Source organism: Methanocalculus taiwanensis, from assembly GCF_024372745.1.
In the GTDB taxonomy this organism is placed as follows: Archaea; Halobacteriota; Methanomicrobia; order Methanomicrobiales; family Methanocorpusculaceae; genus Methanocalculus; species Methanocalculus taiwanensis.
The window spans coordinates 1-14,193 of record NZ_VOTZ01000005.1 but is presented as its reverse complement, the minus strand read 5'-3'; the positions used below and the strand labels follow the sequence as shown (position 1 = coordinate 14,193).

The window sequence follows — 14,193 nt, the reverse complement described above, 5'->3', positions numbered from 1 at the left end:
TCAGATGTACTCAGAGAAAGTAATGGACCATTTTATGAATCCGCGGAACCAGCGGGAGATCCCGGATGCCGACGGGATCGGCGAGGTCGGCAACCAGAAGTGCGGGGATATCATGCGGATTTTTCTGAAGATTCATGAGAATAAAATCGAAGATGCAGCATTCCAGACCTTCGGGTGCGGGGCGGCGGTTGCCTCCTCCTCGATGGCAACTGAGATGATCATCGGAAAAACACTCGAAGAAGCATGGGAGGTCTCAAACAAGGCGGTTGCAGAAGCCCTCGAGGGGCTCCCTCCCCAGAAGCTCCACTGTTCAGTGCTTGCAGAGGAAGCGATCCATGCGGCGATCAATAATTACCGGGAGAGGCAGGGGCTTCCCCCGTGGGGCGACGTGGCATGTGCAGGATGTGGCGATTGCCACGCCTGTGAATGATCTTCCAAATCTTTTTTACATCCCCCCGCCTCTGTTGGTATGATTGGGATGAATCATACTGATATTGTACTCATATTCTGTACAGCGCCATCAGGCGAAGCAGAGGAGATTGCGAAGAGATTGATTGAAGAGCGGCTTGCTGCCTGCGTGAATATCACCCCGGTCCGATCGGTGTACAGATGGGATGGCGAAGTGGTATGTGATGATGAGCAGCTGCTGATCGTAAAGACAACGGCCGAAGCGAGCAGGGATTGTATCCAGCGGATCGAGGCGATCCACTCGTATGATGTTCCTGAGATCCTGAGTATACCTGTACCGGAGGGGAACCAGCCATACCTTGACTGGGTTCAAACGGAGGTGGGCGGATGAACCTGATTCACCATACCGGGATCATGTACAAAAATGGGTCAATCTCGGAGATCGATGATGCTATTGTCTGTGAGGATACCTTTACCCTCCTTCTGAATGAGTGTCCGCTCCTGACAATGGTCGCCTCCGACGATCACCTTCGTGAACTGGGTGCAGGTTTTGTGATCTCTTCAGGGATAGCTGACCGGATAGAATCCGTCACCGTCATCGATGAGAATATCTATGTCGAGGCTCCGGTAACGGGGGAGTATCGTGCAGCGCTTGAGTCGTCGGGTGGCTATGCGAATGTGGCAGAACCGCCGGAAGTCTTCTCGACATCCGGAATCACTCCTGAGAAGGTCCTTGAAGTGAGAGAGTCGATCGATTCCGATGCCTGGCTGAAGACCGGTGCCCTGCATGCCTCTGTCCTCTTTTACAAAGGAGAGCTTGCAGTCCGGTGCGAGGATATCGGGCGGCACAACTCGGTCGACAAGGTCGTCGGCCATGCGGTCCTGAATAATCTCCCGTTATCTGACTGCGTGATCGGCTGTACAGGGAGGCAGCCGTCAGGGATGGTGCAGAAGGCAGCCAATGCAGGCATCCCGATCATCATATCCCGTGCCGCCTCCACCGACCAGGGGATAGCAATGGCAGAGAAGACCGGCATCACGCTGATCTGTTTTACGCGGGAGGGGCGGTTCACCGTCTATACGCATCCTGAGCGTATCACCGGGCTTGGGCAATACGGGAAGGTGAAATGAATGAACGATTATTCGATCTGTATCGGCGGGCAGGCAGGCGAGGGGATCAACAAGGCAGGGCTCTTAATCGGCCGGGTGCTTGGCCTCCTCGGGTACCATCTCTACATGTACTATGACTATCCCTCCCTCATCAGGGGAGGGCATAACTTTGCGATTCTCCGTGCAGCAGAAGATACTATCGGGGCGATCCAGGGAAAGCCGGAGATAGTCTGCGCTCTTGACCAGGAGACGGTGAACCGGCATGGTAATGGATCACTTTTGATCTATGACTCCGATGATTGCAAGGGCGAGGGGATCGGGATTCCTGCAACCACCATCATCAGGGAAGAAGGAGGGGCGCCTATTGCCCGGAACACGGTGTTGATCGGCGCATTCTGCCGGGCTGCCGGGATACCGCCTGAGATCCTGAAGGAGGCGATCCAGAAGGAGTTTGGGGGCAGGGCTGATGAGAATCAGAGGCTTGCCCTCCGGGGATACCATGCGGCTGAAGAGCGGATGCAGATTCCAATCCGGACACATGATCCGCTTCCGATGCTGGCCGGGAACGATGCGATTGCGCTTGGGCTGATCCGGGGCGGCCTCGATGCCTATGTCTCCTACCCGATGACGCCTTCGTCATCGATCCTGCATACGATGGCTGATCTCGCTCAGAATACGCCTGTGCTCGTGATCCATCCCGAGAACGAGATCGCGGTGATCACGATGGCGCTCGGCCTCTCCTATGCCGGAAAACGGGTTGCGGTCGGGACATCGGGGGGCGGGTTCTGCCTGATGACAGAAGGCGTCTCGCTCGCCGGTATGGCCGAGCAGCCGGTGGTGATCGTGATGGCGATGCGGCCGGGCCCCTCCACCGGGATGCCGACCTACTCCTCGCAGGGGGATCTCGGCTTTGTCCTGCATGCGGGCCATGGAGAGTTTCCGAGGATTGTGATCGCTCCGGGCACCACCGAAGAGGCATATGAATGGTCTGCCCGTGCAGTGCACCTCGCCTGGCAGTTCCAGGTGCCGGTGTTTGTTCTCTCTGACAAAAACCTCGGCGAGCACCCGAAATCTACTTCGATTGATCCTGCTTTTGCCGTGCCGATTGCCTCAATCCGCTCTCCACGCGGAACATATGCCCGTTACTGCAATATGCCGGACGGGATCTCTTTCTTCTATCCGCCACCGCTTTCCGGCAACGTGGTGAAGGTGAACTCCTATACCCATGATGATGTGGGTATCACGACCGAAGATCCTGATCTCGCTGCTGCCAGTGCGGTGAAGCAGATCAGAAAAGGTGCGACGATCGAAAATGAGATGGCATATTACGGCTGCCTCAGGGTGGATGGCAGAGAGGATGCACCAGTTGCCCTCATCTGCTTTGGATCAACAGGAGAAGCCTGCCGGGAGATTGGGGAGCGGCTTTCGCTGAAGGTGATCCGACCGATCGTCCTCGCACCCTTCCCGCTCGCACAGTTTTCCGATGCCCTGGCGGGTGTCGAGCGGATGATCGTGGTCGAAGAGAATGCCACCGGCCAGCTTGATTCCCTGCTCAGGGGGTATGGGATCGTATCCGATCGGCGGATCGCAAATGTCAGCGGCCGGCCATTTTTCCTTGATGAACTGGAGCTGAAAGTGAGGGGGGTGATGCAATGAAGGGAGCAGAGTTTATCAGCCATGCACAGAACACCTGGTGCCCCGGATGCGGGAATTTCGTGATCCAGCATACAATAAAGGACGTCCTTTCCGGGCTGGGAAAGCTGCCTGAAGAGGTGGTTATCGTCTCCGGGATCGGCTGCCATGCAAAGATTGCAGACTATATGCAGACAAACAGCTTCTATGCGATCCATGGCCGGGGCATCCCGGTGGCAACCGGCATCCATCTCGGAAACCCACAGCTGACGGTGATCTGCTCTGCCGGGGATGGCGATGCCTATGCAGAGGGGCTCGATCACCTGATCTTTGCGGCAAAGCGGAACGTGGATATCACGGTGATCATCCACGACAACCGGGTCTATGGCCTGACAACAGGCCAGTACACCCCGACATCGCCGCCTGGGTTTGCCGGTAAATCGACACCGGAAGGGACACATGAGGATCCGATCAACCCGCCTGACCTGATGCTCGCCTCGGGTGCAACCTTCATCGCCCGCTCCTATTCCCGGGATAAGAAGGGAATGGCTGAGGTGCTGAAGCGTGCCATCCTGCATAAGGGGTTCTCCTTTGTGGAGGTGCTCCAGGTCTGTGCCAGTTTCTATGATGCCCATGCCTGCTATGACGAGCATGTCTATACGCCGGAGGGGCATGACCCGGCAAACCGGGATTCTGCAGAGCGGCTGATCCGTGAGTGGAACTATGCCGGTGAAGGGGCAATCCCGCTCGGGGTGCTGTACGAGAGGGATGCCCCCACATTCGGGGAGCGGGTTCTTGCAGGAAAGGAGGGGGAGATCGACCGGACGGGGATTATTGAGAGGGCGATTGGGAAGAGGTGAGGGTCAATCTGAGGAGGGGGGAATAGTAGACTTTGGTGCAACAGTATCGAGGGGGCCCAGATTAAGCATTGGATATTCCAGGAATATCAAGATCGATTCGAATGTGTGATGGGAGGGCATTTATAAAAATCTTCTCAGATGCCGTCCTTAAACGTGACCGGAGACACCCAACAATGGCTTCATTTATATTATCAATAGCTTCTTCGAGTGTTTCACCCTCGCTCATACATCCTGGAAGGTCGATGCACTCAACAACATACCGGCCTTCATCATCGCGTTCAATAAGAATTGAGACTCTTCTCCAATTTTCTGAAAGGGGGTCTGATATCTTGTATCTATTTTTCTAGAGAGACACAATCAGGCTGGACTGACCCCTCATCCCTCCGGGGGGGCACCGCCAACCCCCTTCGGTTCTCAGGGTGGGCGGCCTTCGGCCACCGAACGGGGCTTGTCGCCCCGCAAGTGAGGATTTGAGCGCTTCGCGCCCACTTCTTGTATTGGTCTCTCTCCCATCTCAACTTCAGTTTATTCACTTTTATCCAAAATTTTGATCGCTCAGGTCTTCCTGATTCATCGGAACGGGGGATTGAACCCGGTATAGATCCCAACGCCACTCACCCGGATCATGACGGATCATGAGGAGCAATTGAAGCAGGTGCGGCGCGGGTATCGGGGGCGGGGTAGCGAGGGAGCAGGATGACAGAGGCGATAAAACCTTGCTCATCAGAGCAACCTGAAAGGCGATTCTTCAGAATCGGGGTTTATCTGCTCTGGCACCCCACAAAGCATTTCCGCCCCTCCCTGCGTCGTATCTGCGGCCGCCCGATTTACGTTTCCTGCGAAGCATGTGCGGACGGGAACGGGGCGGTGGGGATGGGGTGGAAGAATCACCACAACATCCTCCGGGGGGGCACTGCCATCCCCCATCGGAGTTCGGTGAAGGCGGCCTAGCGGCCACCAAGCAGGGCTGTTCGCCCCGCCAGTGAGGATATCCGGCGCTTTCAGCGCTGATGGTGTTGTACCGGATCTCAGTCTATCTATGTAGAGAATCAATGGTTGCCGTGCCCTGCCGCGCCCATACGAAGAACGGAAACACAGCCCACCTGCAATTGCGTCCGTACTATCTCTTACGCCGCACTTCTATAGGCTTACCCATCACCCGGTGCGGCTGCCGGTGCCCCCGCGATTGCCCGGACCCCCATGCTATCCTTATACCCCCTTCAGGTGAAGGGGGCAGGGGGTTTGCCTGAAGGAGGAGTGTCACAGGACAGCAGATGCATACTGAAACGTACCTGCCTGTAAGCGCTTGTTGTGGGGGGGGTAATCTGCTGGGATTAGTGGTTGAATGTGAACTGACCCCTCGTCCCTCCGGGCGGGACACCACCAACCCCCTTCGGTTCTCAGAGTGGGCGGCCTTCGGCCACCAAACGGGGGTTCTCGCCCTGTAAATGAGAGTAGTGAGCGCTTTCAGGACCCACTCCGAATACTTGATCTCTCCTCATCTGAACCTGTGGTTTTCAGGTGTTGTCTCCTGTGTGAATAGAGATCTGTGGCCTCCCCTATTTCCCGAAATACGAACGAATTCGATCTTCGACATTTTTGCGCAGGTTCCCATAGAAGATCGCATAGTCGTACATGTGGTATACGCCCTCTGGAAACGTGACGCTTGTTGCCGGAAGTTCTTCGGGATGCGTGATATCTGTTATCACCAGCGCATTGTTCACGACCTGTGCTGCCGCGAAGTGGGGGTACCTGACCGGGTGCTCCGGATCTTCGTGCCTGAAGAAGACAGCTTCACAATTGGCAGATGCAGGTGTAAACCCGGTATCGGTCTTCCAGGTCAGCGGGTTGACGACAAACGATCCCGTGCGGATGGTGGGGCCATCCTTCTCCTTTCCTTCTTCGTCTGATATCGTGTTGTAGGTGATGAAGCAGCCTGTCTCTGTGGCGTTTGTGCCGATCTTCATCAGAGGATTTGCATCCAGATCAGATTGCGTGATGGAGTACCCGATGACGTATGCCACTACGAGTCGTTCCATCGACTCGGGATCACCGGCAAGGAGTTCGCCTGCCTTTACAAGTTCGACAACCCTGACCGATCCCTGGCTATGGGCGGCAAGGATGATCGGCCGCTCTCCCCTGTTGATATATTCAAGGAAGTACCGGAACGCGGCGACAAGATCATGCTGCCCGAGTTCGAAGATCGGCCGGGCATCGGTGAGCATCAGCGGATTGATCCTGACATTGTTCTGCCGGTAGTAAGGAGCATAGATATTTGCCTGCCCGTCGAAGATGCTCGCCTGCTCAACCAGGGTCCAGGCAGCCTTCTCCCGCAGGACGGGGTCACGGATATTCATAAGGTACGTTGATTCATCTGAAAGAATGGTCGGATAGACCCAGAAGAGATCCACGGGGTGATGCTCTCTGTTGAAGTGTGCGGGGGAGGTGATCCAGCTCTGTGGATCCGCATACTCAGGAGCTTCCGGAACATCACTATCGGGATTGAATGGGGGCAGCTGAACGGGGATGCCGAGCGCTCTTCCCCGGAGGCCTTCCAGATCCGTTGTATCAGTTCGGGATCTCATGAATGCTAACCAGCCATCTGGTTCAGATATGCATCGATCCGGTCACCGACATTCTTCTCAAGGTTCCTGTACCAGAATGCATAATCGTAGCGGTGATACACGCCCTCGGGGTATGACCCGATATCCAGTTCCTCCCCCTCCGGTATCGTCGTCATGAGGGCACCTGTCTCCACATTGATCTCTGCATCAGAGTAGTTCTCTACTTCACGCAGGAATTCGCCGGTCGAATCATTGTAGAACCGGGCACCCATGTTCTCCGAGGCAGGAGCATAGGTATCATCGGTCTTCCAGTTGAGCGGGTTGATGCAGTGTGCTCCTTCCATCAGCATGGGACCCCCAACCGATGTTGCCGACTGCGTGTTGTAGGTTATCACGACCCCGGTATCATTCGCACCCTGTGCCGCCGTAAGCCCGGCTGCCTGTAGATCTGTATCTGTCACCGTATAACCGATGAGATAGGCGGCAACCAGACGGTTGCGAAGATCTTCGTCATCCCCAAACCGGTTTTTGATCAGCTCGATCAATGCCATCGTCCCCTGGCTGTGGCCAGCGATGATGAAGGGGCGGCCCTCGTTGAGATTGGTGATGTAGTATTCAAAGGCATCCTGCACATCAACTGCGCCACGCTTGAACTCCTCGGTATCGGTTGCAAGCATATCAGGTGCCATAGTAACCTGTGTTGACATCTGCCGGTAGAACGGAGCGAATACATTGGCGTGTGAAGTGTAGACGCTCGCCTGTGCATCGAAGATACCCTGGGCAAGCGCCCGTTCTTCATCACTGGTAATATCCATAAACCCCTCCTGACTGCTGCTGACTGTCGGGTAGACATAGAAGACATCCACCTCTTTTTGGACAGAGGGAAGGGTCAGCCAGTAGTACGAATCGGTGTAATCGGGGTCCAGACTGTGCCCCGCACTATCTGTTGCAGATGAATCATCGTCAACAGGGGGCGCTTCTCCTCCAAGACAGCCGCATACAAGAATGAAACAGGTTCCAAGTACTACGAGTGAGGAGATCAGAGAGTGATTGATCTTACGCATTGAAAAAATCTCCATGATGATGTATAGAGTTAATCGTAAGACAAAAATGTTTTTTAAGCGTTTCGGAATAACCCTGTGAAAAGAGAGGCGAAAACTGAGACTGATCGCAATACCCACATATAGAAGAACATTGAATAAGTACCATTACGAGGCATCCATGGGTTTCATCGATATATTACGTCCCAATATTGAGAAACTGCGAGAGCGGAAGGATATCCCCGGACTCATCAGGGCATTGGAATCACCTGATGAGGAGATACGGGATGGTGCAGCAGCGGCTCTCCTGGATTGTATGCCCGATGCCCTTTCTCCGCTCGTCTCTGTTGCCGTCGGGGGAGGTGAAAAGCGGCGGGCTGCTGCGAATGCCGTCCTCGCCTCCATCGGTGAGCCTGCGGTATTGCCTCTGATCGGGTATCTTGAGGGTGATGATCCGGAAGTATCCGGGTTTGCAGCCGTTGCCCTCGCCTCGGTCGGGGAGCCGGCCGTCTCATCCCTGGTCAGCCTGTTTGGGACAATAGATGAAGAGAAGAGTGAGCGTGTGGTGGAGACGCTTGCTGCGATCGGGCCTGCTGCCATCCCCGGACTCAAGGGTGGACTCTTCTCGCTGCCGTACCGATCCCGCCGCTTTGTTGCCCTGACACTTGACCGGCTGAATGCCGGGGCAGCCGATGAGACAGAGGATGCCGCCCGCAGGATTGCCCTTGGACAGTGGAAGGAGCTTGACTCCGTCAGAAATGCTGCGGTTCTGCTCCTGATCGATCTGCTTGATGAAGAGTACTATGTACCACGGGTGAATGCAGTCAGGGCCCTCGGCCATCTGGGAGATGAACGGGCAGTTCCGCACCTCAAAGACGCACTCTCAGATACAAATCCCAATGTCAGGGCAGCAGCCGCCGAGGCGCTTGGCCATTTCGGGGATGAAGAGCTCCTCCCCGTGCTCCTCTCTGCCTGTGAGGATGAGGATCGTTTTGTCAGGGAATCAGCTGCGAAGGCGCTTGACCGGATCGGCTGGCATCCCTCTGATGATGACGAGCGCGTGATGTACTTTATCGCCACCCGCCAGTGGAAGAAGGCAGCCGAAATCGGTGAGGCTGCCGTCCTCCCCCTGATCGGGATGCTCAGGGATACTGACAATGGAGTGGTGAAAGGATTAACTGACGCACTCCGGAGCCTTGAGCGGTATTCGGTCGGCCCACTTGAAGAGGCTTTGAATGATCCCGATATCAGGGTGAGGAATGCAGCTGGCGAGATCCTGGTCTCGCTTGGGCAGACCGATCTCGTGTACCGCCCCCTGATCCCAAAGAGTGATGGGGGGTTGCCGGAAGAGAAGAGAGGGCCGTAATTTTTTGGCTCTTCGCTGAGACGTTTTCCCCACCACCCCTCCCCCGTCCTCACATGCTTCGCAGGGAGGTTGTACTGGGCGGCGCAGGTGCTGCGCGGGAGGTGGCAGAGATGCTTCAGACTACCACTATAAAATAGCGGGGAGGCAATCTTTTTGAGGATGAACCGAATGGATGTTCCAATGGAACTGGATCCGGCCGGACGGTGAGGCGGTACCGGTGAATGATATAACGCTCCTGATAATCGCAATCGCCGTTGCAATTGATGCATCCGCGATTTCGATTGCCGCTGGTGCCACGATGAAGAGTCATGTTCTCTATTATGGAGTACGGGCGGCACTCTTCTTCGGCTTTTTCCAGGGAGGGATGGTACTTGCCGGGTATCTCGCAGGGGAGGCAGGAAGCGGGCTGATCGCCTCGTTTGATCACTGGGTCGCCTTTATCCTGCTTGTTCTGATCGGGGGGAAGATGTGCTATGAATCATTTCAGGAAGAGGCAGATGAGAGGAAAACCGGGATTACAGGTCTCTTTACCCTGACCCTCCTTGCCATTGCCACATCTATCGATGCCCTTGCAGTCGGGGCCACATTTGCGGTGCTGGATGTGGAGATTATACCTGCCGCTCTTCTTATCGGGGCGGTTACCTTCGCCGGATCGATCGCCGGAATCTGGACAGGCCGGAGATTCGGGTGCTGCCTGGGGAACCGGATCGAGCTCATCGGCGGCGTGATCCTGATTATAATCGGGATCAGGATCCTCGTAGACGGGCTCTTCCTGTAAGAGGTGGCGGGGCACCCCTTTTCATTGAGAAGGGAGGGGATATTCCGCTCCATTCTCCTGTTTTCTCTGTGGATCCACTTAGAACCCGAAATAGACGGAGATCCCCATGATCCCGTGGAGAAGGGCGAGGAGAATGGAGAATCTCGCCATCCGGAAATGCCAGGTGAACGGCACGTTCTCAAGTTTCCCTCTCCGTTTCATAACCGCAATCGATGCGGTGATGCAGAGAGAGATGAAGAGTATGATCCCAAGTACGACGACCAGGGGGAGCCCGAGGACCGGCGTGTATGCGATCGCTGCGATTGTCATGTATTTCTACCTCCTGAGGATGAGTGTTGTCGAGCCGCGTTCACGGTGCGGTACCGTCATCGAATTGCTCTCCGAGAGTGCCCAGATGATGGCGATCGGATCTCCCGCCCGGATCTCATAGTCATACTCGTCACCAGATGCAAAGAGCCGCTCAAACTCGATGATGGTGACGTCATCTGCCTGCCTGCCCCCGTACCTGAGGATATCATCGGTTCCGCCGATGGCAGTGTCCATCCGGATCGGGCAACGGGGGTTCTCGCTGAAGAGATCATTCACCACTCCATTCTCCCCGTCGACATACCCCGCGATATAGTCAACGCCCGACATCATCCGGGGGGTTCCAAGCCCGATGCCGATCCAGCCTGCGGCTCGTCCGGCGAGTCCGATCCGGATCATATCGTCGGTTGTGGTCCAGTGAAGCTCCATCTTATCGGAGAGGGCCTGCCTGTACCGGTATTCGCCGGGTTTGATGATCCCGTCAGGATTCCAGTCCACGGTGACGGGGGATTCATCTGCCGGGGCAGGTGGAGCGGGTGTTGCGGGGGGATCTGCTGCACACCCGGAAGCCATCACCAGGAGTGCAAGAAGAATCATCATGAAGAGAATAATCGACGCCTTCATAGCCAGATGCTGGTCACCGGATATGAAAAGCTTTTCTTTGTAGAGGGCAAGTCATCTCATATGGAATCTCCTGTGAAAACACTCCGGGATGCCACCATCCTCATCGGGGCAGTCCTTCTGCCGCTTATGACCGGTGCGATCGGGAGCATCGCAACAGCAGCGAATGTCTCGGGATGGTACCAGACGATCGCAAGGCCATGGTTCACCCCACCGAGCTGGGTCTTTGGGCCGGCATGGACGATACTCTATATCCTGATGGGTATCTCCCTCTTCCTGATCATAAAATCCGGATGGGAGCGGCGGGAGGTGAAGATAGCAACCGGCATCTTCTTTGTGCAGCTCTTCTTTAATGGAATCTGGTCGTTCCTCTTCTTCGGGATACCGTCACCCTTCCTCGGGCTGATCTGCATCATTATCCTCTGGTGCCTGATCCTCTGGATGATCGTCTATTTCTACCGGATATCAAAGGTGGCTGCATACCTGAATATCCCCTATATCTGCTGGATAACCTTTGCAACCGCCCTGACGGCATCGATCTACCTGCTGAATCCCTAGATTCTCCGGGAAAACCCTATGTTTTTATTTTTTATTGTGGATCTTCTACAAATTTCTGATTGCCAAATTCCCTGATTCCTTAGCTATGGTCGGCTGGATAGTATGGTGTGCTCCTCACTACAGATACCTTTTCACAGAAGCAACAGTGGATAAGAAACTTTGGCTGGGATAGGAGAGAGAACAGTAACAGGAAGTGGGCGCGAAGCGCTCAGTATCCTCACGTGCGGGGTGAACAGCCCCGCCTGGTGACCGCAAGGTCGCCTTCACCGGCATCCGGAGGAAGGTGGCAGTGCTCCCCCGGAGGATGTTCGGTGACAGATCCTTTCCCGGTTCCATCGACAGAACGAACGGCATTTTTAATTCCCCCCACCCCACCACCCGTCCCCGTCCGCATGTGCTTCGCAGAAACGTTGAACCGGGTACCAGCATATGCAACGCGGGAGTGGCGGGAAAGCTTCGGGGGCTTCCAGAGCAGATAAACCCCGATTCTGAAGAATCGCCTTTCAGGTTGCTCTTTCGAGCAAGGGTGTATCACCTCTGTCATCCTGCTCCCTCGCCACCCCGCCCCCGATACCCGCGCCGCATATGCTTCAAACTTCCATGATCCGAATGGGGAAACGTGATCGCTCCGGTTTTTTTCGTAGATTCTTTGCAGGGAGGTTTTCCCGGATTTCCGGATAATTCTAAAGGAAAGCTATATCGAAGATTGGATCAGATCATCAGTTGCGAGGGGGGAAACAGCGGTATGCGGATTAAACAGGTATCATGCAGGAATTTCAAGAGTTTCTCGGATCTCACCGTGGATCTGGATGAATATAATATCCTGATCGGAACAAATGCGGCAGGAAAGACGAACTTCATCAGGATATTCCGGTTCTTCCGCGATATCGCACGGCACGGGCTTGGAAACGCGATATCTCTCCAGGGAGGGGCAGAGTATATCAGGAATATCAGGATCTCCTCCGATGTCCCGACTGAGATTGGGATCATCTTCGAGAATGAGCTTGGCGTCTTCAGCGGCGTCCGGGACACAAGAGGCGGCAGCCACACGCTCTCCTTCCACCAGATCGAGTACCGCTTCTCATTGCAGATAGAGGAGGGGGGATACCGGATTCTTGAAGATTTCCTCAGGATCAGCTGTTCCTGCACCCCCGATCTGGGTGAGGGGGAGAGCGGGCAGGGAGAGCTCCGGATCACCCATACCGAGGACGGAGTCTTCTATGAGCTCTCCACGCCTGAGGGGATCGCAATTGAGATCACAGAGATCATCCCCCCGTACCTCCAGAAGAATGTGCCAAGGAGCGGGACCCTGCTCATCGAGAACCCGCTCCTTGTGCCGATGCCCGGCTTCCAGCGGTTCTTTGCCGAGATCGCCATCTATGATTTTGATCCCCGAACCCCCCGAAAAGCAATCCCCCTCTCGGGCAGGAGCGATCTCGAGGAGGATGGGTCAAACCTTGCGATCGTCCTGAAGGGTATCCTCGCTGATCCAGAGAAGAAGCGGCGGCTGTCGAACCTGATGACCGAATTACTTCCATTTGTGCAGGATATCGATGTCCGGAAGTTCATGGATTCATCCATCTACTTCACGGTGACTGAGCGGTACGGGGACGAACACCCCCTCCCCTCCTCCGTGATCTCTGATGGGACGGTGAATGTGATCAATTTGATCTGTGCACTCTACTTTGATGAGAAGCCCTTCATCGTCATCGAGGAGCCTGAGAAGAACGTGCATCCCTACCTGATCGCCCGTGTCGTCTCGATGTTTGGGGATGCCGCCCGGAACAAGCAGATCCTGATCACAACCCACAATCCCGGCGTCGTCAGGCATGCAGATATCGAGGATATCCTTCTCATTTCACGGGATTCGGCGGGATATTCGATCATCACGAAGCCCGCCCGGCGGGAGGAGGTCAGGACGTTCCTGAAGAACGAGGTCGGAATAGAGGAATTGTATATCCAGAACCTGCTCGGGCTCTGATGATCTGCTCTGCTTTGATGAATGAGACCAATGATCCCAAACACTGAACCAGACCTATGAACCGGCTCTTTGTCTTCTGTGAAGGCCCTGATGATATCAGGTTCTTCGAAGGGGTCCTGAAAAGCGAACTCCGGGAGGGATATGCCAGTGTCGAGCTGATCGCCTATGCCGGGATGAAGCATATCCGGGTGGACGGCTTCATCCGGGGGATCGGGGCGATGGGCGACGACTACCTGATGGTCGCCGATATCGACAGCGACAGGACCGTGAAGGCGAAGAAGAACCGCCTGAAACGCTGGTACCGGGAGTTGGATACCGATAAGGTGATCATCGTCATAAAGGAGATCGAGGGCTGGTATCTCGCCGGCCTAAACGACCATGCATCCCGCTCGCTCGGCCTCCGGCCCCTGCCCGGCACCGACCGGATCACAAAAGAGCGGTTCAACCGGATGATCCCGGATCATTACGTATCCCGGATCGATCTCATGATCGAGATCATCAAACGGTACTCAATCAAGGTTGCCCGGGAGAAGAACCGGTCGTTTCGGTTCTTTTACTGGAAGTGCCTGGAGTAGGGGGATGAGTAGGGGAGGAGGATCAGAGAGGAAGAGGGATGGCGGATGGCGGGGTGAGGCATGCCAGGTCTCGAGGCATGCCTGGAGATCCGGAATCGTCACTTCAATTACCTATTGAAACATAGTGACCATCACTATGCAGAGAGCTACCTCCATTTGCATCAGAAATTACCTTAAGCCCAAACTTTTCCACACATAGGGCATAATCTCTTCACATAGCACTCTTTTCATCAAACCAAGGCCACACGATCAAAAGATCTATATGGCATTATTCCCTAATATTATTACATGGAAGACTGGGCGGAAGAGTGGCTTGCTAAACAGCGCGAGATGGGAAAGAAGTGCCTTGAGATCAAGTACATCCAGGGGAAACCCTACGTCTATTATTCAACCA

Annotated in this window: 16 protein-coding genes; 10 read left to right on the top strand and 6 right to left on the bottom strand. The window is 55.1% G+C overall.

Going from position 1 to position 14,193, the window contains the following annotated elements:
- Positions 1-4: 4 nt before the first annotated feature.
- The 5 genes from nifU to FTO68_RS03250 are packed head-to-tail and all read left to right on the top strand — an operon-like array spanning position 5 to position 4,010.
- Positions 5-430, top strand: a complete 426-nt coding sequence (nifU, locus tag FTO68_RS03270; protein WP_255331943.1) for a Fe-S cluster assembly scaffold protein NifU — start codon at positions 5-7, stop codon at positions 428-430.
- Between the two features lie 39 nt (positions 431-469).
- Positions 470-799 carry a divalent-cation tolerance protein CutA gene (cutA, locus tag FTO68_RS03265; protein WP_255331942.1) on the top strand — a complete coding sequence of 110 codons (330 nt, stop codon included), beginning with the start codon at positions 470-472 and terminating at the stop codon, positions 797-799.
- The gene (gene fdhD, locus FTO68_RS03260) at positions 796-1,539 is read left to right on the top strand and encodes a formate dehydrogenase accessory sulfurtransferase FdhD (RefSeq protein ID WP_255331941.1); all 744 of its coding nucleotides are present in this window, start codon (positions 796-798) and stop codon (positions 1,537-1,539) included. Before cutA ends, fdhD begins: the two co-directional genes overlap by 4 nt.
- A complete protein-coding gene (locus FTO68_RS03255) occupies positions 1,540-3,174 on the top strand; it encodes a 2-oxoacid:acceptor oxidoreductase subunit alpha (protein ID WP_255331940.1) in 1,635 nt (544 codons plus the stop codon).
- On the top strand, positions 3,171-4,010 hold the full coding sequence (locus tag FTO68_RS03250; protein WP_255331939.1) for a thiamine pyrophosphate-dependent enzyme: 840 nt from the start codon (positions 3,171-3,173) through the stop codon (positions 4,008-4,010). The genes FTO68_RS03255 and FTO68_RS03250 overlap by 4 nt, the downstream gene beginning before the upstream one ends.
- 61 nt (positions 4,011-4,071) lie before the next feature.
- Here the strand turns inward: FTO68_RS03250 and FTO68_RS03245 are convergent, their stop codons facing one another.
- From FTO68_RS03245 to FTO68_RS03235, 3 genes are all read right to left on the bottom strand, one after another.
- Positions 4,072-4,293: a type II toxin-antitoxin system HicB family antitoxin gene (locus FTO68_RS03245; RefSeq protein WP_255332043.1), complete on the bottom strand. Its 222-nt coding sequence runs from the start codon at positions 4,291-4,293 to the stop codon at positions 4,072-4,074.
- Between the two features lie 1,276 nt (positions 4,294-5,569).
- The gene (locus FTO68_RS03240; protein WP_255331938.1) at positions 5,570-6,595 is read right to left on the bottom strand and encodes a DUF3089 domain-containing protein; all 1,026 of its coding nucleotides are present in this window, start codon (positions 6,593-6,595) and stop codon (positions 5,570-5,572) included.
- Between the two features lie 5 nt (positions 6,596-6,600).
- Complete coding sequence (locus tag FTO68_RS03235; protein WP_255331937.1) at positions 6,601-7,638, bottom strand: DUF3089 domain-containing protein; 1,038 nt, start codon at positions 7,636-7,638, stop codon at positions 6,601-6,603.
- A 130-nt stretch (positions 7,639-7,768) separates the two neighbouring features.
- Between FTO68_RS03235 and FTO68_RS03230 the strand changes: the two genes are divergently transcribed.
- Complete coding sequence (locus FTO68_RS03230; protein WP_255331936.1) at positions 7,769-8,980, top strand: HEAT repeat domain-containing protein; 1,212 nt, start codon at positions 7,769-7,771, stop codon at positions 8,978-8,980.
- A 172-nt stretch (positions 8,981-9,152) separates the two neighbouring features.
- A complete protein-coding gene (locus tag FTO68_RS03225) occupies positions 9,153-9,758 on the top strand; it encodes a manganese efflux pump MntP (RefSeq protein ID WP_255331935.1) in 606 nt (201 codons plus the stop codon).
- A 78-nt stretch (positions 9,759-9,836) separates the two neighbouring features.
- Here the strand turns inward: FTO68_RS03225 and FTO68_RS03220 are convergent, their stop codons facing one another.
- Positions 9,837-10,067 carry a hypothetical protein gene (locus tag FTO68_RS03220; protein ID WP_255331934.1) on the bottom strand — a complete coding sequence of 77 codons (231 nt, stop codon included), beginning with the start codon at positions 10,065-10,067 and terminating at the stop codon, positions 9,837-9,839.
- A 6-nt stretch (positions 10,068-10,073) separates the two neighbouring features.
- Complete coding sequence (locus tag FTO68_RS03215; RefSeq protein ID WP_255331933.1) at positions 10,074-10,688, bottom strand: DOMON domain-containing protein; 615 nt, start codon at positions 10,686-10,688, stop codon at positions 10,074-10,076.
- A gap of 60 nt (positions 10,689-10,748) precedes the next feature.
- On the opposite strand from FTO68_RS03215, the gene FTO68_RS03210 reads away from it, so the two are divergent.
- Positions 10,749-11,243, top strand: coding sequence for a TspO/MBR family protein (locus FTO68_RS03210; protein ID WP_255331932.1), 495 nt, complete (start codon positions 10,749-10,751; stop codon positions 11,241-11,243).
- 217 nt (positions 11,244-11,460) lie between these two features.
- On the opposite strand, the gene FTO68_RS03205 is transcribed toward FTO68_RS03210, so the two are convergent.
- Positions 11,461-11,787 carry a hypothetical protein gene (locus tag FTO68_RS03205; protein WP_255331931.1) on the bottom strand — a complete coding sequence of 109 codons (327 nt, stop codon included), beginning with the start codon at positions 11,785-11,787 and terminating at the stop codon, positions 11,461-11,463.
- Between the two features lie 201 nt (positions 11,788-11,988).
- On the opposite strand from FTO68_RS03205, the gene FTO68_RS03200 reads away from it, so the two are divergent.
- Both FTO68_RS03200 and FTO68_RS03195 read left to right on the top strand, forming a co-directional pair.
- Positions 11,989-13,224 carry an AAA family ATPase gene (locus FTO68_RS03200; protein WP_255331930.1) on the top strand — a complete coding sequence of 412 codons (1,236 nt, stop codon included), beginning with the start codon at positions 11,989-11,991 and terminating at the stop codon, positions 13,222-13,224.
- 56 nt (positions 13,225-13,280) lie between these two features.
- Positions 13,281-13,799, top strand: coding sequence for a hypothetical protein (locus FTO68_RS03195; RefSeq protein WP_255331929.1), 519 nt, complete (start codon positions 13,281-13,283; stop codon positions 13,797-13,799).
- The last annotated feature ends 394 nt before the right edge of the window (positions 13,800-14,193 follow it).

Excerpts from the sequence above, each read along its gene's own strand:
- FTO68_RS03235 (WP_255331937.1), bottom strand. The coding sequence starts at position 7,638 with ATGCGTAAGATCAATCACTCTCTGATCTCCTCACTCGTAGTACTTGGA.
- FTO68_RS03215 (WP_255331933.1), bottom strand. The coding sequence starts at position 10,688 with ATGAAGGCGTCGATTATTCTCTTCATGATGATTCTTCTTGCACTCCTG.
- fdhD (WP_255331941.1), top strand. The coding sequence starts at position 796 with ATGAACCTGATTCACCATACCGGGATCATGTACAAAAATGGGTCAATC.
- FTO68_RS03210 (WP_255331932.1), top strand. The coding sequence starts at position 10,749 with ATGGAATCTCCTGTGAAAACACTCCGGGATGCCACCATCCTCATCGGG.
- FTO68_RS03195 (WP_255331929.1), top strand. The coding sequence starts at position 13,281 with ATGAACCGGCTCTTTGTCTTCTGTGAAGGCCCTGATGATATCAGGTTC.
- FTO68_RS03240 (WP_255331938.1), bottom strand. The coding sequence starts at position 6,595 with ATGAGATCCCGAACTGATACAACGGATCTGGAAGGCCTCCGGGGAAGA.
- FTO68_RS03250 (WP_255331939.1), top strand. The coding sequence starts at position 3,171 with ATGAAGGGAGCAGAGTTTATCAGCCATGCACAGAACACCTGGTGCCCC.
- FTO68_RS03205 (WP_255331931.1), bottom strand. The coding sequence starts at position 11,787 with ATGACAGAGGTGATACACCCTTGCTCGAAAGAGCAACCTGAAAGGCGA.
- FTO68_RS03220 (WP_255331934.1), bottom strand. The coding sequence starts at position 10,067 with ATGACAATCGCAGCGATCGCATACACGCCGGTCCTCGGGCTCCCCCTG.
- FTO68_RS03225 (WP_255331935.1), top strand. The coding sequence starts at position 9,153 with ATGTTCCAATGGAACTGGATCCGGCCGGACGGTGAGGCGGTACCGGTG.
- FTO68_RS03255 (WP_255331940.1), top strand. The coding sequence starts at position 1,540 with ATGAACGATTATTCGATCTGTATCGGCGGGCAGGCAGGCGAGGGGATC.
- nifU (WP_255331943.1), top strand. The coding sequence starts at position 5 with ATGTACTCAGAGAAAGTAATGGACCATTTTATGAATCCGCGGAACCAG.
- cutA (WP_255331942.1), top strand. The coding sequence starts at position 470 with ATGATTGGGATGAATCATACTGATATTGTACTCATATTCTGTACAGCG.
- FTO68_RS03200 (WP_255331930.1), top strand. The coding sequence starts at position 11,989 with ATGCGGATTAAACAGGTATCATGCAGGAATTTCAAGAGTTTCTCGGAT.